The sequence below is a fragment of the Thermoplasmata archaeon genome (genome assembly GCA_036395115.1).
Lineage (GTDB): Archaea > Thermoplasmatota > Thermoplasmata > RBG-16-68-12 > RBG-16-68-12 > RBG-16-68-12.
Window position 1 is genome coordinate 58,697 of record DASWDU010000012.1, and the last position, 22,584, is coordinate 81,280.

The window sequence follows — 22,584 nt, forward strand, 5'->3', positions numbered from 1 at the left end:
TCGAGGCTCAGGCGGGCAGCAAGGTCAGGAGCGCCATGACCTCGTCGCCGGGCGATGTCTGCGCCCGGGTCTTCGCCTCGAGGCGCTCGAGCTTCCGCCGCGCCTCCTCGAAAATCTCCTGGACTTGCTGGACGGAATCGCGACGCCACGGGACATGGTAGAAGTATACCCGTCCGACTTCGAAGTCGACCGAGCCGCGTTCCTGGATCCGTTTGATCGACTCGTTGATCAGGCCTTTCAGCATCCCGAGGACCGCGAGCCGGTAGTTCACCTTGTCCGCATCGGTCAGCCGGTCCCAGATCTGACTCGAATCGATGCCCGTCGCTGGGATGCGGTAGAACTTCTCCACGAGGTTGCCGCGGACCTCAGCCTTCGTCGGGATGATGAGGTTCGCGTCCAAGAGCTGCGCGATGTGGTGGTGGACCGTCGCGGGGGACAGGGCCAGGGCTCTTGCGATGTCGGAGATCGACATATCCCGCTCCATCAGCAAGGTGAGGATCCGAAGGCGGGACGGCTCGCTCAGGACCTTCAACTGGTCGACCGAGACGGCGACGTCGCGGGCGGGGGACGGGTCGGACGGTTCCGGCAAGGGGACCCCCCTATTCGACTTTATCAAAACGTGTTACTGTCGTCAACATACTTAAGTGCGGACCTGTGCACGGCGTGTTCCGATAACAACCGGCTCGGCGTGCGTGCGAGGTGAGCAACGATGAAGATCGTCAAGGAATCGCGGCGGATCGTGCGAAAGGACGTGACAGCGGTCATGCTTTGGTTCGACATCGCGTCGCGGCCGGTCCTGATTCGCTGATGCGTCGCCCCGCCAGCCTGCGCGCCTCCGACAACCCGATCATCGCCGGCGCGCCGTCCGGGGTTGCGCGTATCGCTGCCCGGAGCGTCTATCGTGACGACGGCGTCTGGGCTCGTGAGCTCCCCTGGCGGAAATTCTCGCCACCTTCGCGGAGGCCCGCCGCGGTGGGGCCGCCGTCGAGCGGCGACGTTCCTGTGTTCCAGGTACGCGGTGCCGCACATGCGTCGGCCGCGCGTGGGGTCGCATCGTGAATCTCGGCGCCGCGGGCGCGTACCGCGCGCACGGTTCCGCCCGGATGTCCGCGTTCTATGCGGCGAAGGCGGGGATCGTCCGTTCTCGAAGACGTTCGCGCGGGAGGTCGGCCGGTGCGGACGTCGCCAACGCGGTCCTCTTCTTGGTGTCCGAAGAAGCCGAGTTCGCGACGGGCGACGTGCTCGGAGTCGCGGGAGGCTGGCTTCTCTGAGCGGACTTTTCCGCGCCCCGCCGCCGATTCGCATCCGTGCGAGCGGTCCCTTGTCGGCTCGTGCGGCGCGAGCGTTCGATTTCCCCTTCGGACAACGTTCGTCCCGTCGAGCGACGCGCGAAGTTCGTCGACGATTTTGCGAAAACGTCTCTTTGTCGCATCTCCAGTAGCGATAACAAAAGCTTTAATTTCGGACGCTCCTCTCTAACAAGGGATGGGACGAGGCGGTCTCTTGTTCCTTAGGCGCGTGTCGAGAGAGCGGGTGCTGTCGAGTCCGGGTGGGCTCGCGGGCGCCTGCGAAGGGAGATCAACGAATGGCGAGTGATGAGGGCGACGGGAAGGTGTCAAAGTCCGCGGACGATGTGCGGGACGAGTTCGAGGAGAAGATGGACCGCCTCCGTCGGCAGTACGAGCGGGACCTCCACTCCTTCCGTTACGAGATTGAGGAGCGGGAGTACCGGCTCAAGGCGTACGAGGACAAATTCAACAAGATCAAGCAACCGCCCCTCCTGTACGCGTACGTCGTCCGCAAGGAGGGCCCGGATCTCGACGGCAACCAAGTCGTCGTCGCGCGGGCGACGGAACTCCTGAAGGTCTCGACCGGTCTGGTGGACAAGGCGCAGCTCGGCGTCGGCCAATACGTCTGGGTGCATCCGCAGACGTACGCGATCGTCGAGGGCAGCGACGTTCACAACGAGGGCGTGATCGCGAAGGTCGCTGACATGATGGACGGCAAGCTCGTCATCTCGGTCGAGGGCGACATGGAGAAGCGGCTTATCGACTGTGACAAGGGCGTCTACAAGAAGCTGAAGCCCGGATTCCAGATCAGCGTGCTGCCTCCGACGATGGAGGTCCTCGATGTCCTCCCGAACCTGGAGGTCAAGTCGCTCCTGCTCGGCGAGAAGCCGAACGTCCAGTACACCGCGATCGGCGGATTGATGGAGGCGATCGAGCGGATCAAGGACGTCGTCGTCCTCCCGTACCAGGAGGCGAAGCTGTTCGCCCAAATCTCCCTGGAAGCGCCCCGCGGCATCCTGCTGTACGGTCCGCCGGGCTGCGGCAAGACCCTCCTCGTGAAGGCGATCGCGACGGAGAACGACATGACGTTCTTCAACGTGAGCATCGCCGACGTCCTCTCGAAGTGGGTCGGAGAGAGCGAGCGGATCATCAAGGAGATCTTCCGGCAGGCGCACGAGAAGAAGCCGAGCATTGTCTTCTTCGACGAGATCGAGGCCCTCTTCACCGTGCGGGGCATGATGGATACGTCCGGCGTGCACAAGAACATCATCGCCCAGATCCTCAGCGAGATGGACGGGCTCGTCGAGCTACACGACGTCTTCGTGATCGGCGCGACGAACCGCGCGGACCTGGTCGACCCAGCGCTCCTCCGGCCCGGCCGGTTCGACGAGATCATCGAGATCCCGCGGCCCGACCGGAAGGCGGCCGAGGAGGTCCTCCAGATCTACCTGAACGAGGGCCTCCCCGTCGCCTCCTCGCTCGAGGAGCAGGCCGGCGGCCACAAAGAGGCGATCGAGGCGCTCCGCCGGTACGTCCTCGACGAGCTGTACGGCGAAAACAAATGGGTCAAGGTCAAACTCGACACCGAGGCGAAAGAGGCGATCAAGACCGTGAAGCGGAAAGACATCATCTCCGGCGCGATCATCGAGGCGATCGTGACGACCGCCAAGAAGAACTTCGTCAAGCGGATCATCTCACTCAAGAAGACGGACCGGAAGAAGGAGGGCCTCAGCCAGAAAGACTTCGAGATGGCGATCGACGAGGAGTGCAAGGAGCACGCGATCACGGAGATGTACGTCTACGAGAAGCGCCAGCGGGAGGTCTTCCGGACCGGTGCGGACCCGATGGTCGGGTGACGCATGAAGAAGATGGTCCAGGGGACCGAGCACGAGTACACGCTGTACTGCCGGAAGATGGGCACGATGGGGTTCGACCCCCACATGATGGCCCTCGACCTCCTGCGCGACTCGGACCTGCACCTCGCAGGCGAGTTCATCACGAACGGATCGCGCGTCTACTACGACGTCGGCCACTTCGAGGTCAGCACGGCGGAGACGACGAACTTCCACGACGTGGTGACGTGGGAGAAGGCGGGCGAGAAGATCCTCGACTGGCTGCGTCGGATCATGGAGGAGAAGTACACCGGCGAGACGAAAATCCACGCGTTCAAGAACAACACCTCGCCCGACGGCACGTCGTACGGGTCGCACGAGAACTACTGCGTCTCGCGGGACGTCGCGTTCCCGGGGGCGTTCATTCGCGAGCTGGTGCCGCACCTCTCGACGCGGATCATCTACACGGGCGCGGGAGACATCGTCCGAGGGAAGTACGTCCTCTCGCCGATGGCGTTCCTGACGTCCCAGGTGATCAGCGGGGAGACGATGCACGACACGGGCATCCTCAACACGAGGGACGAGCCCCACGCGGACGGCCGGCTGTGGCGCCGCCTGCACGTGATCGTGGGGGACGCCCTGATGAACGAAAGCGCGATCATGCTGCGGCACTTCACGACGTCGGCCGTGCTGCAGCTGATGGAGGCTCAGCGGCTCGACGACGTGCCCCGCATGAAAGATCCGATCCGGGACCTGTGGCACAACGTCGAGATCCGGAACCCGGAGCAGTGGACCGTCGAGCTCGAGGACGGCAAGGTCGTGTCGCCGATCGACATCCAGCGGTACTACCTCGAAAAGATCGAGACGATTGTCGAGGACGACTGGGAGCACCGCGCCCTACGCATGTTCGAGGAGGTCCTCGACGACCTCGCGAACCGGCGGTCGAAAGATGCCGCGCGCCACGTCGAATGGCTCGACCGCTACTACGCGATTCAGGAAGCCGCCGACAAGAAAGGTGGTCCCGACGTCGAGATGATGGCGTGCAAACAGTACTCCGAGATCGCCGCAGAACGCTCACTTTTCTACAAACGGCAGCGCGCGGGCCTCGTGGATCGCATCACGGACGACGAGGCCATCAAGCGGGCGATTTATGAACCGCCCGAAGACAGTCGTGCTCACTTGCGCCGAGAGCTGTGCGACACATTCAATATCGAGCTAATCGATTGGTCCATGCTGATCGTGAACGACGGAACGAGGCGGCGCATCGATTTGCTCGATCCCTATGCCACCAAATTGGAGACACCGTATGCAACAGCAAGCTGAGGACAGGCCGAAAAAGCGCAAGAAGCAGGAAAAGAAGCTAGAGTTTGAGGCTGGCAAGGTCTTCACTCCCGGCGAAGTGAAGGAAGAGGACTTCGAGCTCGATCTAGAATCGGCGAAATTCAGAGCTCAAAAAGGCCAAGGCGGAGATCGCCGAGCCTGAATAGTTTCACCGACCTCTGGCCTAAATCTTCTCTAGTAGCTGCAACATGCTCATCCGGTGCTTTCAGCAGAATACCTCGCCGGACTACTGGACGGCGAAGGATCTCTTTCCTTGGCCAGACGATACCGTCGGGATCGGTCGACTGAGTATTCTGTGCGAGTCGCCGTCTATAATTGTGACAGACTTGTTTTGGAAGCAGTCCAAAAAAGCTGGGGCGGACATCTCGCTTCTGTCGGGCCGAGGCATCCTGAGTGGCGAGCGGCGCATTCTCTGATTTGGACGAACTCTGCCGCGGCAGGAGTGCTACGTGCGCTGGTGCCCCATTTGCGCGTCAAGGCGAGGCACGCTGCAGCGCTATTACGATTCCAAGCGCACGTCAATGAGTCCGCGCGTTCTCGCGATTCGGCAGGCCGGTTACTGCCAATCACGCGACGTGAACAGAGGATTCGAGCTCGGCTTCATGCCCAACTCAAATCAATGAATCGCCGAGGAAGCCTGGTGCGATCCCGGGGGAAATCCCGGGCGAACTCGTCGGTCCATGAGGCCAGAATCTCAGGCGAGTATCTCGCCGGATTTGTCGACGCCGAAGGGTCACTGATGATCGCGAAGTTCAGAGCCACAAGCCCTGGGAAGTGGTACTACAGGGCGAGAGCGTCCCTCGATAACGTGGACGGCCAAGTACTTAGGGAAATTCAAAGGACCTACGGAGGAATTCTTTTCAGGCCACGCCGTAGAAAGTCAGGTTGGCGCGTGGTGTACAAGTTGGTCTGGACAGGGGATCGGACGGAGCGGCTCCTGCGTCCGATTTTGCCTCACCTTCGCGTCAAGAGGAAACAGGGGGAACTTCTTCTTCGTTTTATTCAACACAGAAGCCAGACGAGCCCGCGCCGAATTGGAACTCGGGCTAGTCCCCTTCCGGATCGGGTTATCGCGGTGAGAGAGGGGTTCCATGCGAGAATGCGTGAATTGAACGCCAAAGGACCACGGTAAGGAGTCTGGTCGAAAACCTGGCAGGGCTCCCGACGGGCTCGGGCAACTTGATATCGCCCGCCCGCCTTGTCGCAATCCGGATGGCCACCCACGTCGAGTCTCTCGACAACGGGCTGAAAGTCATCCTGCGGCCCATCCCGGACACGAAGGCCCTGTCGACGTGGGTCGTCTACCACATCGGCTCGCGGAACGAGGTCCCGGGCATGACCGGCTCGACGCACTGGGTCGAGCACATGCTCTTCAAGGGCGGCGGCAAGCTCGGGAAGGGCGACATCGACAAGCTCATCTCGCGCCTCGGCGGCAAGATGAACGCCTTCACCGACACGGACTACACGATGTACTTCGAGACGATCCCCGCGTCCGCGATGGACACCGCCCTGATGATCGAGTCGGAGCGGATGCGGAACGCCGCGTTCGATCCGAAGGAGGTCGAGGCCGAACGGACCGTCGTCATCAGCGAGCGGGAGGGCGCGGAGAACCAGCCTGAGTTCGCGGTCGAGGAGGAGCTGTGGGGCCTCGCGTTCCACGTGCATCCGTACCACTGGACGGCGATCGGCTACAAACAGGATCTCGCGACGCTCGATCGGGAGCCCCTGTACCGCCACTACCTCCGCTTCTACGCGCCGAACAACGCCTCCGTCATCCTCGTCGGCGGCTTCGATCCCGCGGTCGCGATGCAGCACGTCCGCGAGGCGTTCGCGCCGCTCCGCCCGGAGGCCCCGCCGGACCCGATGCGTCTCGTCGAGCCGGAACAGAGGGGCGAGCGGCGCAGCGACATCGTGCGGCCGGGCCCCGCCGACCTTCTGTCCGCCGGGTGGCACATTCCGGCGGCGGGCCACGAGGACACCCCCGCGTTGATCGTCCTCTCGACGGTCCTCGGCGGCTGGCGGGGGCTCGTGCCCTTTGCCGCGGGGGACTGGCGGCCGCGCTCGAATCGGCTCTATCGGGCGCTCGTCGATTCGAAGCTCGCGACGGACGTCGGGGTGAGGCAGGAGATCAAGGTCGATCCGTCGCTCGTCATCGTGAACGTCACCCTCGCGGACGGCGCATCGCTCGACCACGTCGAGGAGGTTCTCGACCGGGAAGTCGAACGGCTCAAGAAGGGGATCCCGGCGAAGTCGGAGCTGGACCGCGCGAAGCAACAGGTCCGGGCGTGGGCGCGGTACGAGCAGGACGGCGTCACCTTCCAGGGGATCCTGCTGAGCGTCTCGGAGGGGCTCGGCGCGTGGGACTTCGGCGAGTCGCTGCTCGCGAAGGCGGAGCGCGTCCGGGGGGAACAGGTCCGCGACGTCGCGAGGCGCTACCTCGTCGACGCGCATCGGACCCTCGTGCGGTTCCATGCGCAGGAGGCCGCCGCGTGAACCTCCCGGACCGGACGGTCCTCGGGAACGGGGCGGTGCTCGTCTCGAGCGCCTTGCCTTCGAACCCGTTCGTCGCGTTCCGGGGGAGCGTGCCCGCCGGCGTGGCGGCGGAGGGCGACGACCACGGTGTGGCGGAGTTCACGGCGCGGCTCCTGTTGAGTGGCACGCGCCGCATGAGCGCGGCGAAGCTCTCGGACCGGCTCGAAGGGATCGGCGCGACGCTCGAGTTCCGGAACGGGGAGGAGCTCCTCTCCTTCCAGGGGCGCTGCACGCGGGACACGACGGCCGAAACGATCCGGATCCTCGTCGAGTGCCTCGCGCGGCCCGCGTTCCCGGCCCGGGAGATCGACCGCGTGCGGAAGGAGCTCGAGAACGATGTTCGCATCGAGGCGGACGACACACGCAGCCGGGCGATGCGGGAGCTCGCTCGCAGCGTCTTCCCGAAGGACCATCCGTACGGCCGCGACCCGAAAGGGAATGCGGAGCGCATCCGCCGCATCCGTCGTTCCGACATCGTCGCGTTCCACGCGTCCCACGTCGGGCCGGAGGGGCTCATCCTCGCGGTGACCGGGGACGTCGACCGCACGCTGATCGACGAGGCGATCGCCGCCCCCCTGTCCCGTCTCGAGGGGGACAACGTCGGCGCGCCGCGGATCCCGCCGCCCCCCGCCCACAAGCCGCGGAACGTGCCGATCCCGATGCCCCACAAGACCCAGGTCGACGTCGCAATCGGCGCGCCCGCCGTGCCTCGATCCCACGACGACTATGATGCGCTCAACCTGGCGAACCTGCTCTTCGGACGGATCGGGTTGTACGGCCGCCTCGGCCGGAACCTCCGGGACGAGCAGGGCCTCGCGTACTACGCGTTCACGAGCCTCGACGCGCGGACGGCGGGAGGGATGTGGTCGATTTCCGCGGGCGTCAACCCCGCGAACCTGACAAAGGCCGTCGCCTCGATCCGGGCGGAGATGGAACGGTTGCGGCAGGAGCCCTTCACCCCGGACGAGGTTCGGGACGGGCGGGACAACGAGGTCGGCTCGCTCATCGTCTCGCTGGAGCGGAACGCGGAGGTCGCGGGGGAGCTCCACCGGATGGAGTACTTCGGCCTCGGGATGGATTACCTCGAGCGGTTCCCGGACATCGTGCAAGGCCTGTCGGACGGACGCGTCCGGGAGGTGGCCCAGAAGTACTTCGTGCCGTCCGCGAGCTCGATCGCCGTGGCGGGGCCAATCGCCCGCGCCCGCGTCTCCCTGTGAGGCGCGGCGTCAGCCGACGGGGTCGTCGACGAGGCGGGCTGGTCCGCCGACCGTGCACACGATCGTCCGGATGCCGAGGTCCTCGATGCGCCGCCGGACGACGTCCGCCTGGTCTGGGAACGTGTTCACGTAGACCGTCGCGCCCGTGTCGATCGAGAAGAACGCCGGGACGCCCTCCTCGCGCATCCGGCGCACGGCGAGGATCACCCGGACCGTGTCCGGTTGCCAGAGGACCATTTCGCCGGTCCCCGTCATCGTGATGCCGTGGAGCATGAGGGTGTCCCGCTCCGCGAGGGCGCAGATCGCGCCGACGTCCCGTTTCCGGATCGCGAGCTCCATCTCCGCGATGAGGCGCGGCATCTCCGCGAGGCGGGCGTGGAAGAACGGGGACGTCAGCGCCTCGCGGTGCGCGTCGTCCGTCTGCTTGAATGCGGGCACGAGGGCGACGATGATCCCGATGTCTAGGTCCGGGCCGGCGAGCTGCACCGCATACGAGTCCTCGTCCGCCACGCCCATCTTCCACTTGCTGAATCCCCCGGTGACGGACCGCGTCGCGGAGCCGGCCCCGCGGCGGGCGTACCGGGAGAGGTCCTCGAGGCTCAGCCGCAGCCCCGCCGCATGTGCGGCGGCCATCGCCAACGCCGCGAAGCCGGAGGCGCTCGCGCCGAGGCCGATGTTCGACGGGAAGTCGTTCGCGGACGCCATGCGGAACCGTTTGTCGAGGGAGGCGCGGGCCCGGATCGGGTCGACGACGGCGAGGATCCGCTCCATGTCCCGCGCGGTCACGTCGCGACCGTCGATCGTCGCCTGGTCACGCGCGTACGCGCCGAACTCGATCGTCGTTCGCGTGCTCAGAGGCGCGGTGCAGACGCTGATCGAGTCGTGGAACGGGAGGCGGAGGACGGGATCGGCGAGGCCGTGGTACTTGATGAGCCCTTGGATCGGATGCGCCACCGCGGTCGCCTTCACCGCCACGCCTCCCAGATCCACGGGGGGTCGCGGCATGCGCGGAGCGCGTCGTCGCGGCCGGCCCCGTTCGTGTGCCAGCCGTCGAACGTCGTACGCCTGATCATAGCCGCCTCAAATGTCGAAGATCACCTGCGCGACGCCCGCCTTCGGGTCGACGAGGAGGCCGTGACGCGTGACGGCTTTGATCGCGAGCTTCGGCTCGTGGCGGGACTTGTCGATCCGCTCGCCGGCGGCCGTGCCGCGGAGGGACATCCCGTCCAGCTCGACATGGAATTTGCAGAACAGGTACTGTTGCGTCTCGTGCACGAACAGCAGTTCCGAGAGCCATCGCAGAAGGAGCGTCGGCACGTCATCCGCCTCGACTCGGACCTCGACCTCGCCGACCGGCTTCACGCGTCCCAGGTCCGCGATGAGCGCGGACATCCCCTCCGCGGCGTTTTCGAACAGTTCGTTGAGCGACGAGCCGTATGCGCGGATGCCGACGTCCGCCGTGTGCTCGATTTCCTCGTACCGCACGCGAAGGCAATGGCGGGCAGAAGATGAAGGTTGTTTTGAACGTCGCTCGTCCGAAGGGAAAAGGCGGGGTCTCGACCCGGGGTCGAGGTCCCGCATGGCCATCGGCTTCGCGACTAGCCGGATCCGCCGGTCGCACACCCGCTGTCCCCGACGATGGGGACGTGATCGTGGCCCGGCACCGCGATGCCGGAGCCCGTATCGGCGGGGATGCTCGAATGGGCCATCTCGGTCCCCGCGTTGCAGGCGGCGTCCGGAAGGCTGATCGTGGCGGCCACGCCCACCGCCGCGACCGCGACGAGGGCGATGGCGAGTCCGACCGCTGCCATCCTGGTCATGTTTCTACCGTCCTGCCGCCCTGACGGCGGCTCAATGGGGACGCGTCGCGCCGCTATTGAAGGGTTATTGTACGGGCGTCGAAATCGCACGCGAAAATCAGATGCCCCGTTCCTTTCCGGGCCAGATGAACTTGTGGACCTGGAGCTGAAGTCGCGCGAGCAGGTGGTCCTCCAGGATCCATGTGGCGAGCTTCGCGGGGTCGAGTCCCTTCGCGACCGTGTGCGCCGGCGTCACGGGAGAGAAGAGGATCGTCCCCGCGTTCGTCGGATGCTTCGCCAGCACGGCCTTCGCGAAGTCGTAGTCCTCGCGGTCCACGACGACGAACTTGACCTCGTCGTGCGCGCGCAGGAGGGCGAGGTTCGCGAACGCCTTGTCGGCCTTCATGCCGGACCCGGGGCACTTGACGTCCATGACGTACCGCACGCGTCCTGCGGCCCGTTCCCGCGGCAGGCGCACATCGAACGTCCGCAGGTCGATCTCGCCATCCGTCTCGAAGGAGTGCACGAACGTTTTCGGGAGCGCGCGGATCGCGCGGGCGATCGGCTCGCCCTGGAGGAGCGGCTCGCCTCCGGTCCAACAGACGTGCCGGATCCCTCCGGCCGGCGATTCCGGCGAATCGGCGAGCGCCCGGATGCGCGTCACGACCTCGGCCACCGATGCGCGGCTGAATTCGCCCCCTTCGACGGCGTGCATCGAGTCACACCAGCGGCAGCGGAGGTTGCACGAATAGAGGCGGACGAAGATTGTCGGGAAACCGACGAGGGAGCTCTCGCCTTGGATCGTCGCGTACAGCTCGCTGAGTAGGAACCCTTCCGCCTTCCGTGAGGCGACGGTCGCCGCGACCTCCATCGCCTTCCGATGCGCGCCGAACTCTATTAAGCGTTCGTCTTCCGGCCGCGGCCGCGCTCGTACGGAATCGGATCGCGCACGCCCGCCTCCCGGAACCCTTTCAGCCGGAGCTGGCACGAGTCGCAGACGCCGCACGCCTTCGGACGGCCTTGGTAGCACGACCAGGTGAGCTCCCACGGCACGCCGAGCTCCTCGCCTTTCCGCACGATGTCCGCCTTCGTCATGCGGATGAGCGGCGTCCGGATCTCGATCACGTCTCCCTCGACACCGCGCTTCGTGCCGAGGCGAGCGACGCTGGCAAAGGCCTCGTAGTACTCCGGCCGGCAGTCCGGGTATCCCGCGTAATCGTACGAGTTCGCCGCGATGTAGATCGCTCTCGCCTCCGTGGCCTCCGCCAGCGCGAGGGCGTAGCTCAGGAAGATCGTGTTCCGCGCGGGCACGTAGGTCGGGGGGATGCCGGTGCCGATCTCTTCCGGGCGGCGCTGCTCGGGAACTGGGACGCGTCGGTCCGTCAGCGCAGAGGCGCCGATCGGCGTCAGGTCCAAGTGGACGATCCGGTGTTCCCTGACGCCGAGGTACTTGGCGAGGGATTTCGCCGCATCGACTTCCTTGCGGTGCCGTTGCCCGTAGTCGAACGTGAGCGCGAGCACGTCGAAGCCTTCCGCTTTGGCGATGGCGAGGGCCGTGGCGGAGTCCATCCCGCCGCTCAGCAGGACGACCGCGGAGGAGACCATGGGGAGGGAACGCAGCCAGCCGCTTAGGGCTTTGCGAAGCCACTTGGGGCAGGTTCGGGCATCCGGTAGTTATAGTTAAATAACCATAACTCAATGAGGGTCTGTGCAGATCGGCTGTGGCGTCTACGAACACACCGTGCGCGGGCGGCCCTACCTATACTTCTGGCACTACGAGGCTCGAGGAGGACGAAGGGTCCAAATCAAGGAGTACGTCGGAGCCGCGCGATTGGACCGGACGCGGACCGAGGCCGCACGGCGTTGCGAAGCGTACTACCGCCGGGCGGCAGACACGCTCGTGCGGATGCGTGACGCCGCCTTGGCCTCCCTCGCGGCGAGCGGCTAGCCCGTGGACCATCAGTAAGCGCGGATCTCGTCGAAGGCGTAGTCCTCCCACGCGCGCTCGCCCACGACGATCTCAAACTCCTGCGGCGTGAGGATCGGCTGCTTGTACTGGAGGACGTCCTCGATCGCGATCCTCGGGCATGCGGTGTTCACCCACGCCTCCACGCGATATCCTTCGAGGAAGTCCGGGGAGACGAGGTCCATGAGGAAGATGTTCGCTTGGCGGCCGTGCTTCTCCGCGAGGCCTTTCAGATCCCTCGCAAGCTCCATCCGCGTCTGGCCGATCTTCCGCGAGACGATGATCCCGAAGATGTGCGCGTCCCTCGCCCTCGCGATCGCCGCGTGTCGTTGCCGGAGGATGCGGTCCTTGACGTCCGCGAGGTCCCGAGCGGTTCCCTGCTCCGGATCCGCCACGAGGATCGGCTTGTCGACGAGGATCGCGACGCCGAGCGGATGGAAGTCCCCCGTGCCGACGTACAGATATCCGTCCACGTCCCCCTCGATGACGGTCGCGGTGTGATAGTCGCATCCGAGGAGCTGGCCCGCGTAGGCGACGCGGCGGTCCGGGTCGCCGATCTTCACCTCGTGGCCCCGTTCCTCGAGGTGCTGCTTGATCGGAGCGAGCCAGTGCCGGTACTGCGTCGTCGTGAGGAGACCCACTCGTTTCGGCAGGTGGGGCTCGGCCGCGTCGACGAAGGCGAGCGACGTCAGCGGCGGTCCCGGGAGGTCGTAGAAGAACACGCGGTCGTACCGGAGGTGGGGCATCGGCGCATGGCCCAGGTGGACGATCAGGTCCACGGGCATCTCGGAGACGTCGCACGCGCCGAACGACGGGTCGGCGGAGACGAGGCACGTAACCCCGGCCTTCGCCTCGAGTTCCTGCGCGAGTTCCACGGCCTTCGTCCGCAGGCCGACCGGGAACTGCAGGCCGACCGTCTTCGTGTTCCGACCGCGGATGACGTCCAAGAGACGATCGGTATCGCCCATGCGCGGGGTGGCAGGCGCGCGGCCCGAGAAAAAGCTGTGCCCCTCGCGGTCAGCCTTTCCGCTTCCCGCGCTCGATCACGAGATACCAGGGCGTCGGCAGTTTCACGCCGCCTTTCCGGAGCGCCTCTTTTGCGTCCTCAACGTGGTCCTCCGTCGTCGAGATCGTGAAGATCTTCATGCCCGGCTTGACGCGGGCCGCCGTGCCGACCGCCGCGCCGAACGCCGCGCGCATGCCCTCGGAGATGCGGTCCGCCCCCGCGCCGGTCGCGATCTTGTTCTCCCGCAACACGTTGTGCGGATAGAGCCGGAGCTTCAGATGGTACGCCGTCCCGGCCTTCTTCGCGATGTACCGGTTCGCGGAGATTCGCGCGGATTCGAGGGCGATGTGCCGGACTTGGCACGCCTCCCGGGCGACCAGGTGGATCTTCACCGGGAACGTCGCCCGGAGGTCGCCGATGTCGAACTGGCTGATCCGGATGCCGGGCACGCCGCCCATGTACTCTTTCCGGGTATAGGCCTGCCCTCGGATCTCTCGGTACATGCTCCCGGGTTTGCGCGTCATAACGGGCCGGCGTCGAAGAGCCGGGCCGTATATAATGGTTCGCGGCTCGGGACCGGGACTCCGATTGCAGGTTCTTCGACGGATGGGATCCGACGCGGTTGCCGGAAAACGTTAAGGGTGGCCGGGCGTGTGGCCCGCGCGGGCCCATGCTCCTGGTGAAGCTCGGTGGGAGCGTCCTCACGGACAAGGCGCGCCTGCGGACGCCTCGTCGCGCCGCGATCCGCCGGCTCGCTCAGGAGCTGGCGGCCGTCCGGAAACCGGTGCTCGTCGTGCACGGCGCGGGCTCGTACGGCCACATCCTCGCGCGGAAGCACCGGCTGAACGAGGGCGGCGCCACGATGGCGAAACGTTCCGCCGCGGCCCGCGTCCAGGCGGACGTGAAGGCGCTCGATGCGCTCGTGATCGACGCGATGATCGACGCCGGCCTGGCCGCGGTCCCGATCCCGCCATCGGCGGTCCTGAGCCTCGACGACGGCCGCGTGTCGTCGATCGACCTCACCCCGTTCCTCGAGTTCTCGTCGATGGCCTTCACCCCCGTGACGTTCGGCGACGTCGTGCGCGACGTCCACCGCGGCTTCTCCGTCTGCTCGGGCGATCTCATGATGCTCGAACTTGCGCGCGCGTTCCGCCCGGAGCGGGCGGTGTTCGTCGCGGACGTCGACGGCCTCTTCACCGCGGATCCGAAGCGACGGCCCCGCGCGAGGTTCCTCGAGACCGTAGGCCCCGCAGAGTTCGGGCGGATCGAGTTCACGTCGTCCTCTCGGACCGACGTCACGGGCGGCATCGAAGGGAAGGTGCGTCGGATGGTCGAGATCGCGGCCCACGCCGGCGAATGCATCCTCGTCAACGGTAACGTAAAGAACCGAGTCCGGGATGTCTTGCGGGGCCGGCACGTCGTCGGCACCCGGGTGACGCGAGGTCCGTAGATGGCGGAGCCGTCGAAGACGGAGCAGCGCAAGGCGGAGCACGTGAACATCATCTTGAACGAGAACGTCTCCGCGGAGTACAACTACTGGAACGACGTGCGCCTCGTCCACCGCGCCCTCCCGGAGATCGACCTCGATGACGTCGACGTCGGGGTGAAGTTCCTCGGGAAGAAGCTCGAGGCGCCGCTCATCATCTCCTCGATGACGGGGGGCTTCGGCATGGGGAAGGAGATCAACGCGAACCTCGCGAAGGGAGCGGCCGAGGTCGGCGTCGCGATGGGCGTCGGCTCGCAGCGTGCCGCGCTCGAGAAGCCGGATCTCGCCCCGACGTACGCCGTCGTGAAGGACTACGGCATCCCGCTCGTGTTCGCGAACCTCGGCGCGCCGCAGCTCGTGCCGCAGGAAGGCAAGCGCGCGTACGGCGTCGCAGACGCGAAGAAGGCCGTCGAGATGATCGACGCGGACGCGCTGATCGTCCACCTGAATTTCCTCCAGGAGGTCGTCCAGCCGGAGGGCGACCGGAGGGCGAAGGGCTGCCTCGCCGCGATCAAGGCGCTCGCCTCCCGATTCCCGCTCATGGCGAAGGAGACGGGCGCCGGGATCTCGCGGGACACGGCGCAGCGGCTGAAGGCCGCAGGCGCGAAGGCGATCGACGTCGGCGGGCTCGGCGGTACCTCGTTTTCGGCGGTCGAGCACTATCGCGCGCGCAAGGAAGCGGCCTCGCTGAAGGAACGCCTCGGGGCCACGTTCTGGAACTGGGGGATCCCGACGCCCGCGTCGATCCTCCTCGCGGACGTCGGCCTGCCGCTCGTCGCCACGGGCGGGGTGCGGACCGGCCTCGACGCGGCGAAAGGGATCGCCCTCGGCGCCACGATGGCGGGGATGGCGAAGCCCATGCTGGAGGCCGCCAAGGTCTCCGCCGACGCCGTCGTCCAAGAGCTGCGCGCGGTGATCGAGGAGCTGAAGGCGGCGATGTTCCTGACCGGCTCGACGTCGATTGAGGAATTGCAGGACCGCCCGGTGATCGTGAGCAACCCGACGGCGAGTTGGCTCGAGGCGGGCGATGCGTGAGCCCGCGACGCGCCGGTCCGTCGAGGACTCGGAGGGACGACTCGAGTCCCTCCTGAAACCGTACCGGGATCTGTCGAACGCGCAGATCGTGGCGGTCTGGGAGGAATACGCGGCGGAGCACCCCGCAACCCCCTTCCCATCCACGAGTACGATGCGCGAGAACGCGCGCCTGTTCACCGCCGGAAAGAGGTACCGGTACGCGCTCGCCCTCGCCGGCTACCGCATCCTGACGGGCGAGCGGCCGTCCCGCGGACTCGAGCGCGCCGCGACGTGGGTCGAGTGGTACCATCTGTACACCCTCTTCCTCGACGACATCATGGACGAGGATGTGCGGCGCCGGACGGTCCCGAGCGCCTGGGCGACGAACGCGAAACTGTACCGCGGCGCCGATGGGAATCGTCCGGCCGTCGTCTTCCGGACCCGCCGACATCGGTACGGTGCGTCGCAGGCGATCCTGGATGCCCTGCGCCTCCGCTCGCTCGGGGAGCGCGCGATTGAGGGAGCGGTCGATCTGCCTCCCGCCGTCCGCCTCGAACTCCTCTCCGAGTTGACGTCGGTCGACCTCGTGCTCAGCGATGGCCAGGGTCTCGACATCGACTTCGAACGGATCGGCCGGATCCCCGAGGCCGACTACGTCCGGATGAGCGAAGCGAAGACGGCGCGGCTCTACCTCGGGGCGGCGGCCACCGCGGCGGTCGCGGCCCGCGCGTCCTCGGAGGACCGCGCGGCGCTCGAATCGTTCGCGCGGCACTTCGCGGTCGCCTTCCAAGACAGGGACGACCTCCTCGGCGCGGGCGTCGTGGCCTCGAGGATCGGTGGATCGTCGGAGGGAGACATCCGTCAAGGGAAACGGACCCGCCTGTACGTGCTCGCGATGCAGATGCTCCGACCGGTGGATCGGGCGGCCTTCTCGCGGGCGTACGGGCGCGGTCCTCGGACGACCCGCCGGGACGTGGCGACGGTCCGTGCGTTCCTCCGCGCTGACGTCCTCGAGGAGGCAGAGGAGCGAATCGCGGAGCACATCGCGGCGGCGAAGCGCGATCTGGACCGGCTGCCCTCGAAGGATCCCGAGGCCCGCGCGCTCTTGCAGGCGCTCTTGGAGGCGCAACGCAGCCGCGTCCGTTAGTCCTCGAGGCCGTGCGCCGTAATCCGGAAGCTCGCGCGGCTGGCTTCCTCCTTGTGCCGGTGCTTCTCGAGGACGGCCGTCCGGGTGCTGGTCCCCGTCCGCTCGAAGCGCACGATCGTCTTCGCGTTGTGGCTGAGCATGTGGCCGCCCAGCGGCATGTACCGGCCCGTGTCGATGTCCGTGTACACCTGCGACGTCACGACGACGGGAATGCTACGCTGGCGCGACACCCGCAGGAGCCGCGCGATCTGCCGCGTGAGGCCGTACCGCTCCTCGCGACGGGTCTCGTCGCGCATCGTCAGACGATAGTGCATCGTGATGCTGTCGATCACGATTAGCCCGACCTCGGGGTTGCCCTCGGTCATCTTGACGGCCTTCTCGATCAGCTTCTCCTGCTCCTCGAAGCTGTACGGTTCGGAGAAGAGGATGTTCTTCAGGACGACGTCGAAGTCGTCTCCGCAGATCTGCCGAAGCCGCTCGAGCGAGACGCCCTCGGTGTCGATGTAGATCGCCTTGCGTCCGGCGCGCACGACGTTCCGCGCGAGCTGCAGGCAGAAGTTCGTCTTCCCGCTCCCCGCCTCCCCGTGCAGGAGCGTGATGCAGCCGTCCTCGACCCCCCCGCCCAAGAGGTCGTCCAGGGCGCGGCAGCCCAGGGCCACCACCTTCATTGCGAGGACAACCTCGTGACGCGCTTTAATTCTTCGAGGCGTCCGGCGGCAAGGCGGAGAGGAACGTGCCGTCCGAGGTCCAGACGACGACCGCACGCGCGATCCGGTCCGGGGGTGGCGGGGTCACGGGACGCCCCTGCCCGCTCTCCGGATGGATCGCGATCGCCTCGCCGGGCGCCGGCCGCTCGATGCGCGCTTCGAATCGCTCCGCGTCGAGCCGCCGCGCACCCCGCACCTCCTTCGCCTTGAACCGGCGTTCCTCGCCGGATGCGAGATCGCGCAACACGACGAACGGCCGCACGGCCACCACCTCCGCGAGGCGCGCCTTGTGCCGGACCACGTCGCCGACCTGGAACGGAGGGAGGCGGACGAGGGACGTGACCCGATAGACCTCTCGACCTTGCCGTTGCCCGAACAGCTTCGGGGAGGAGGTCACCGAGCCGCCGAACGCCTCCGCGATGTCGCGCGCGAGGTTCTTCCCGAGGGCGTTCGCGCTCACATAGAAATCGAGCCCGCCGTCGAGCTCTTCAATCCGCGAGACGAACGCGCCCTCCTCGGCGCCCCGATCCACGCGGGCGGCGACGAACGTGCGCATCGCCCGCACCTCCGCCGGCGTGAGTTCGCGGCCCTCGCCTCGGACCTGCAGGATCCCTTCGTAGTACCGGCCCCTCTGCTTCTGGCACGTGTCGCACAGCGACGGCTTGATGCGGAGGCGCGTGCGGAACCCTTGGACGGACTCGAGGTCCTGAAAGCGGCCGAGGGCCTTGACGGTCAAAGAGAGATTATTCGCGTCCTCCTCGCGCGCGACGAAGGTGAAGCTGACCCGCTCGAACGGTCGCTCGGCAGGGATGCGTTCGCGGAGCAATCGCATGGTCGCGAGGTCCCGATCGAGCTTCGACCAGCCGGACCGGAATCGCAAGGAACCGCAGGAACTGCATCGGTCGACGTCGAGGACGTCCGGCGGCCACACGACCGGATGCTTGCGGGTGAAGTCCTTCGCGCAGAGGCCCTCGTAGGTCGGGCCTTCGGCGCCGCATTCGACGCAGAACATGTCGCGGTCGGTTCGTACGGTGCCGCGCTACTTAAGGGCTGGCGTGGCGGAGCGACCCCGATACCCGAGGGGAAGGCCATAAGTATGCGGCGAGAGGTCGCTCCATGTCCATGGCACAGGCGCGCTCCTGGTGGCGGATGCGGCAGATCCGGCACCGGGATGCCGTCGTCCTGTCCGTGCTCTCTGCGTCGTTCCTGCTCGAGGGAGAGATTAACGAAATACGGACCGCCTACGACACGTACATCGCCCCGTACGCGGGCCAGCCTCAGGTCGTGCTGAACGTTGTCCTCACGGTCCTCGGATTCACGACGTCCTTCGGCGGGGTCTTCGTCCTGCTCGGCGGGCTGCATTTCTCCTGGGGACGTGTATCCCGGGGGCGGTTCCTCGTCGGCCTCGGCTTGGGGGTGAGTCTGCTCGGGCTCATCAGCCGGCTCGCCCGGGCGACCCTTGCAGTTGGCACGCCAATTACGGAACTCGAGCGGTTCACGGCGGGCTTCACGGGCCTCGGCGTCCTCATCGGAATCGGGAGCCACGCGCTCATGGGCCAATACGCCTTGATGATCAAGAAGCACGCGAGGCGGGTGTGGCGCCGCTGGCGGAAGCCTGAGCGCCCGGGCCGCCGGCCAACGGGTTCCGAAGAGCGCGTCACATCAGGACGAACTGGGCGTGCGGCACGCCGTTGATCCTCAGGATCCCGTCCTCCGAGACGAACCCCGCGCGCTGCGCCGCCTCGACCGTCTCGCGCCCGACGAAGTTCCCGATTGTCGCGAGCCGAAGGTTGGAGACGAACAAATCCTCGCTGACGACGTCTCCTTCGTAGAACCTCCCGATCTCGATCTTGAACTTCCCTTCTCGGAACGTCTTCCCGACGAGGTCCGCATCTGCCGCGGCGACGAGGGTCTCCTTTCCTCGGTGGTACACCTTCATGCGGATCGGCATCGACCGGACCGCGGTCACAACCTCTCGACGAGCTTATACTTGTTTTTCGCGGGGCTGTAGATCTCGCCTTCCTGCGCCCATCGCTTCAGCCACGCGTCGACCTTCGCCGGCGGTATCCCGCGCTCCTGCGCGATCCTCACGATGTCCTCGTAGTCTGCTACGCCTTCCGGCCCGGCGAGCTCGCTGATGATGTCGCGGATCGAGATGATCTGCTCCCGCTGGGACTGGCTTATGCCGGTCTGGATGATGTCGATGTCGAAGCGGCCTTCCTCGCCCGCGACCTTGCCCATCCAGTACTCGACGATGTGGACGGCCCGGTCTGCATCGTCCGCCGTGACGGCCTCTCCGAGGCGCAGGCGTGCACCCGCTTCCGCGAGTCGGATGATCGCCTCGAGCTGGCGGGGAGTGATTGGTACGCTCGACCCCGCCGCTTCTCCGGTCTTCCGAATCTCGAGGTACTTCTTCTCGATGATCGCCATCGCCTCATCTGTCATGACCGGGTAGATGCGCTTGGCAAGAGCCACGTATTTCCGGAGGAAGTCCGGGCTGAAGTGAGGCGTGTAGGGTTCTTCGAGGTCCCGCGTTTCCTCGGTCGGCGCGCCTGTTTCTCGCCGTCTCGCAATTTCGCCGACGCGATGACCCTTCAGAATGTGCTCCGCGAGTTCGCGATCCCGATCGGCTTGAGGACGATCGATCATGGAGAAGATGATATCGAATCGACTGAGTAAAGCTGGCGGCAGATCGATTTGTTCCGAGATGTACTTGTGCTCATCGAACCGGCCGAACTTCGGATTCGCGGCCGCAAGTACTGCACATCGGGACTGCAGGACCGCTGTGATTCCCGCCTTCGCCACGCTGATTCGCTGCTGCTCCATGGCTTCATGAATCGCGGATCGGTCCTGCGGATTCATCTTCTCCAATTCGTCGATGCACGCGAGTCCGAGATCAGCCAGGACGAGCGCTCCTGCCTCAAGCGTCCAGCGACCCTCCCCGAATTCGTCGCGTACTGCCGCCGCGGTATTGTGGACCAAGATCCCGTTGGCCACGAACGCATGGGCATCCTTCACTGTAAGGTCGAAGACCGTCTCTCTTGGGAACGACGATCGGACAGAGACCTCCTTGACGGGTTCCCATCGGATGTCGCCGGACGCGAGCAAGCGGAGGAATTCGATTCGGCGAGGGATCTTCTCGATGCGGCGCAGGAACGGTGCGATCTCTGCTTCGAGATCCGGAGCGACTTCTCCTTCGTGTTGCCCGAGAAGCTTCGCGAGGCGTTCCAACACGCGGACCGGGATGCGCGGTGGGCGCCGACTCCGACGGTAGAAAGCATCGTGGACTCGGTGAGGTGGCAGGCCTAGCGCGTTCGCCACGCCGACGCCCGTAATCCCTGAGGCACGGATTGCCTTCGGAATCCTACGTCGCAGGTCGGACCGCAACCGAATCCGGACGCCATCGTAGGCTCCCCCGCGATACGCGGCCTCGAGCCCGCTAGCATGACTGAGAAGGGATTCCCGCGTTGCGGCCATTTCGCCGTACTCCAGGGCGAGACCTCCTCCCTGATGTGCTCCGTACGCCTGCGATGGGGAGATCGCCATCAGCATCCTGACTTCCCGGAGATGGGGACCTGCCCCAGAAATCAGGTCGAGGTTCGAGTGGGGCCTACGTGCATCGATCTTCTCGAGGGTCGCGTGTTTTTGAGGATGATTCATGCCGATGTCCTCGCGGAATCGGACGATGGACGCCCAATCGCGGATGTCCAGAACGAACTGGTCGTGTCGCGTCACGATGGACTTTCCGTCGGCGCGCGTCGATGTTCGCCCCGCGACGCGCCGGACCCGAAGAGATGCATGAATTCCAAAACGAAGCAAGGCAAACTTCACCCCACTCGCGAGGGCCTCGCTTGCCGTCGTCAGCGAGACACATGTGTCGCCTCCCTGCCGGACGTGAATCGTGCCATCCGTATCGTAGAGGCCGCGGAGATAGGCGGCCAAATTGGAGGTTGGTCCATTGAGCAAGAATCCGGGGAGCTGCAGGCGGTCGGATTTGGGCGAGCACGGTACACCGAGTTCCGCGAGGAGGGACGCCACGAGGCGGCTATGGAAGCGGACCGTCGCCGCGCGCAAAGACGACTGGGGAGTGAAGTCCGTCCTAGCGCCGAACAAGCTCCGGACAAGCTCCGTGTAGATCCGAATGAGCACCGGATTGGAATTGCTGAAGCGGATCGAGACGCCTTTCCAGGTCCCCCGCTCGACGCTACCATCCCCCGCAATCAATCCTGCGAAGTAGGCCAAGTCCTCGTTGATCCGCTCCGGTAGCGAAATCCGATGTCCACCCGCTTGAGAAAACCTGCGAATCGAGTGCACTACGACTTCATCAGACACACCGGCGGCGCGAGCGGCCGCAAGGAAAAGCGTGAGAGGAATGGCGTGGCGGCCTTCCCTCCATCCGTGGTACACCGAGTCCTCCGAAAGCATGAGTCGGACGGCGGCCTCGCGGAGCGTCCCGTATCGAGCCTTGAGCCCACTTAGGATTGAATCAATCACGGTCGGCTCGACATCGACCACGATGCGAGTGGTGATGCGAGTCAGGAGAGACAAGATAAGAGGCGCAGGTGCGTCCGAGAACGTAAGTCGATTCGAGGTCGCGACACGTAGGCCTGGACGGACGAACCGCGCTTGAATCCATGATTGTCCCATCGCGTGATCAACGAGGACTTTCGTCGCGGGCGTGACGGTCAGCGAAAGTCCGGACGCGGTCGTAATCCGCAGCATGGCGGCGGGAGGCTTCAGGCGCCAGACCGCCTCGAGTGAGCCCATCGTCGAACGGTGGCGCTCGTCGAAGGTGACAACCCCTCCAGCGGCGACAGCGGTCTCGATGGGCCGTTCGAGTTCCGCGGTCCCGAAGTACGGTCTCGCGATATCTTCGATCGATTGGATTCCGCGCTCCGTTGGGATGAGACTATCCGACGCGATGCACAATCCGGCGGCGGTGGCTGCTTTCCCGGTGGCATAGATTCCGCGGGGCGACAGGCGACTCATGTACGAGAGCAACTCGCTTTTTCCGACTCCGGGATCTCCGACCATTAACACGTGCAGGTCCCCCCGGATCCTCCGTCCGTCCGGCATCACCTTCGGCACGCCGCTGAACAGTTGGAGTGCGAGGGCCTCTTTCTCCACGTGCATCCCATACATGGACGGAGCAATCGAGGCGGTAATCATCCGAAGGATGTCGGGACTCGACCCCGCCTCGCGGATGAGTCGTGCGTCCTCTTCCGTCACCTCGATCTCTTCGAATTCG

23 protein-coding genes are annotated in these 22,584 nt (G+C 65.8%); 11 read left to right on the plus strand and 12 right to left on the minus strand.

Going from position 1 to position 22,584, the window contains the following annotated elements; translation table 11 throughout:
* Positions 1-7: 7 nt before the first annotated feature.
* Complete coding sequence (locus tag VF992_03040; GenBank protein HEX9340133.1) at positions 8-589, minus strand: winged helix-turn-helix domain-containing protein; 582 nt, start codon at positions 587-589, stop codon at positions 8-10.
* 466 nt (positions 590-1,055) lie between these two features.
* Between VF992_03040 and VF992_03045 the strand changes: the two genes are divergently transcribed.
* The 6 genes from VF992_03045 (at position 1,056) to VF992_03070 (ending at position 8,211) form a co-directional block, all read left to right on the plus strand.
* A complete protein-coding gene (locus tag VF992_03045) occupies positions 1,056-1,271 on the plus strand; it encodes a hypothetical protein (GenBank protein ID HEX9340134.1) in 216 nt (71 codons plus the stop codon).
* A 314-nt stretch (positions 1,272-1,585) separates the two neighbouring features.
* On the plus strand, positions 1,586-3,145 hold the full coding sequence (locus VF992_03050) for an AAA family ATPase (GenBank protein HEX9340135.1): 1,560 nt from the start codon (positions 1,586-1,588) through the stop codon (positions 3,143-3,145).
* A 3-nt stretch (positions 3,146-3,148) separates the two neighbouring features.
* Entirely contained in the window at positions 3,149-4,444 is a 1,296-nt protein-coding gene (locus tag VF992_03055) for a proteasome accessory factor PafA2 family protein (protein ID HEX9340136.1), read from the plus strand.
* Complete coding sequence (locus VF992_03060) at positions 4,428-4,604, plus strand: hypothetical protein (GenBank protein ID HEX9340137.1); 177 nt, start codon at positions 4,428-4,430, stop codon at positions 4,602-4,604. The genes VF992_03055 and VF992_03060 overlap by 17 nt, the downstream gene beginning before the upstream one ends.
* A gap of 1,070 nt (positions 4,605-5,674) precedes the next feature.
* Positions 5,675-6,955: a pitrilysin family protein gene (locus tag VF992_03065; GenBank protein ID HEX9340138.1), complete on the plus strand. Its 1,281-nt coding sequence runs from the start codon at positions 5,675-5,677 to the stop codon at positions 6,953-6,955.
* The gene (locus VF992_03070; GenBank protein HEX9340139.1) at positions 6,952-8,211 is read left to right on the plus strand and encodes a pitrilysin family protein; all 1,260 of its coding nucleotides are present in this window, start codon (positions 6,952-6,954) and stop codon (positions 8,209-8,211) included. The genes VF992_03065 and VF992_03070 overlap by 4 nt, the downstream gene beginning before the upstream one ends.
* Positions 8,212-8,220: 9 nt before the next feature.
* On the opposite strand, the gene VF992_03075 is transcribed toward VF992_03070, so the two are convergent.
* The 5 genes from VF992_03075 to queC form a co-directional block, all read right to left on the minus strand.
* On the minus strand, positions 8,221-9,186 hold the full coding sequence (locus tag VF992_03075; GenBank protein HEX9340140.1) for a diphosphomevalonate decarboxylase: 966 nt from the start codon (positions 9,184-9,186) through the stop codon (positions 8,221-8,223).
* 105 nt (positions 9,187-9,291) lie between these two features.
* On the minus strand, positions 9,292-9,696 hold the full coding sequence (locus VF992_03080; GenBank protein ID HEX9340141.1) for an archease: 405 nt from the start codon (positions 9,694-9,696) through the stop codon (positions 9,292-9,294).
* A gap of 113 nt (positions 9,697-9,809) precedes the next feature.
* Entirely contained in the window at positions 9,810-10,031 is a 222-nt protein-coding gene (locus VF992_03085; GenBank protein ID HEX9340142.1) for a hypothetical protein, read from the minus strand.
* Between the two features lie 97 nt (positions 10,032-10,128).
* The gene (locus tag VF992_03090; protein HEX9340143.1) at positions 10,129-10,881 is read right to left on the minus strand and encodes a radical SAM protein; all 753 of its coding nucleotides are present in this window, start codon (positions 10,879-10,881) and stop codon (positions 10,129-10,131) included.
* 26 nt (positions 10,882-10,907) lie between these two features.
* Positions 10,908-11,615, minus strand: a complete 708-nt coding sequence (gene queC / locus VF992_03095; protein HEX9340144.1) for a 7-cyano-7-deazaguanine synthase QueC — start codon at positions 11,613-11,615, stop codon at positions 10,908-10,910.
* Positions 11,616-11,718: 103 nt separating this feature from the next.
* Here queC and VF992_03100 point away from each other — a divergent pair, with 103 nt between their 5' ends.
* Positions 11,719-11,958: a hypothetical protein gene (locus tag VF992_03100; GenBank protein HEX9340145.1), complete on the plus strand. Its 240-nt coding sequence runs from the start codon at positions 11,719-11,721 to the stop codon at positions 11,956-11,958.
* Between the two features lie 11 nt (positions 11,959-11,969).
* Here VF992_03100 and dph2 read toward each other — a convergent pair whose 3' ends face one another.
* Together dph2 and VF992_03110 are read right to left on the minus strand one after the other, a co-directional pair.
* Positions 11,970-12,944, minus strand: coding sequence for a diphthamide biosynthesis enzyme Dph2 (gene dph2 / locus VF992_03105; GenBank protein ID HEX9340146.1), 975 nt, complete (start codon positions 12,942-12,944; stop codon positions 11,970-11,972).
* A gap of 49 nt (positions 12,945-12,993) precedes the next feature.
* Entirely contained in the window at positions 12,994-13,506 is a 513-nt protein-coding gene (locus VF992_03110) for a 50S ribosomal protein L16 (protein HEX9340147.1), read from the minus strand.
* Positions 13,507-13,652: 146 nt separating this feature from the next.
* Between VF992_03110 and VF992_03115 the strand changes: the two genes are divergently transcribed.
* From VF992_03115 to VF992_03125, 3 genes are read left to right on the plus strand one after another with little or no spacing between them, the layout of a single operon-like run.
* On the plus strand, positions 13,653-14,432 hold the full coding sequence (locus VF992_03115) for an isopentenyl phosphate kinase (GenBank protein HEX9340148.1): 780 nt from the start codon (positions 13,653-13,655) through the stop codon (positions 14,430-14,432).
* The gene (gene fni, locus VF992_03120) at positions 14,433-15,503 is read left to right on the plus strand and encodes a type 2 isopentenyl-diphosphate Delta-isomerase (GenBank protein HEX9340149.1); all 1,071 of its coding nucleotides are present in this window, start codon (positions 14,433-14,435) and stop codon (positions 15,501-15,503) included.
* Positions 15,496-16,629, plus strand: coding sequence for a polyprenyl synthetase family protein (locus VF992_03125; protein ID HEX9340150.1), 1,134 nt, complete (start codon positions 15,496-15,498; stop codon positions 16,627-16,629). The genes fni and VF992_03125 overlap by 8 nt, the downstream gene beginning before the upstream one ends.
* On the opposite strand, the gene radB is transcribed toward VF992_03125, so the two are convergent.
* Positions 16,626-17,297 carry a DNA repair and recombination protein RadB gene (gene radB / locus VF992_03130; protein HEX9340151.1) on the minus strand — a complete coding sequence of 224 codons (672 nt, stop codon included), beginning with the start codon at positions 17,295-17,297 and terminating at the stop codon, positions 16,626-16,628. The genes VF992_03125 and radB overlap by 4 nt on opposite strands.
* A 25-nt stretch (positions 17,298-17,322) precedes the next feature.
* Positions 17,323-18,348, minus strand: a complete 1,026-nt coding sequence (locus tag VF992_03135; protein HEX9340152.1) for a 60S ribosomal export protein NMD3 — start codon at positions 18,346-18,348, stop codon at positions 17,323-17,325.
* 104 nt (positions 18,349-18,452) lie between these two features.
* Between VF992_03135 and VF992_03140 the strand changes: the two genes are divergently transcribed.
* Positions 18,453-19,031 (plus strand): hypothetical protein, encoded by a 579-nt coding sequence (locus tag VF992_03140; GenBank protein HEX9340153.1) that lies wholly within the window; start codon positions 18,453-18,455, stop codon positions 19,029-19,031.
* On the opposite strand, the gene VF992_03145 is transcribed toward VF992_03140, so the two are convergent.
* A complete protein-coding gene (locus VF992_03145) occupies positions 18,994-19,305 on the minus strand; it encodes a DUF424 family protein (GenBank protein HEX9340154.1) in 312 nt (103 codons plus the stop codon). The genes VF992_03140 and VF992_03145 overlap by 38 nt on opposite strands.
* On the minus strand, positions 19,302-22,584 hold a 3,283-nt coding region (locus VF992_03150), incomplete at its 5' end, for an LAGLIDADG family homing endonuclease (GenBank protein HEX9340155.1). The genes VF992_03145 and VF992_03150, both read right to left, overlap by 4 nt.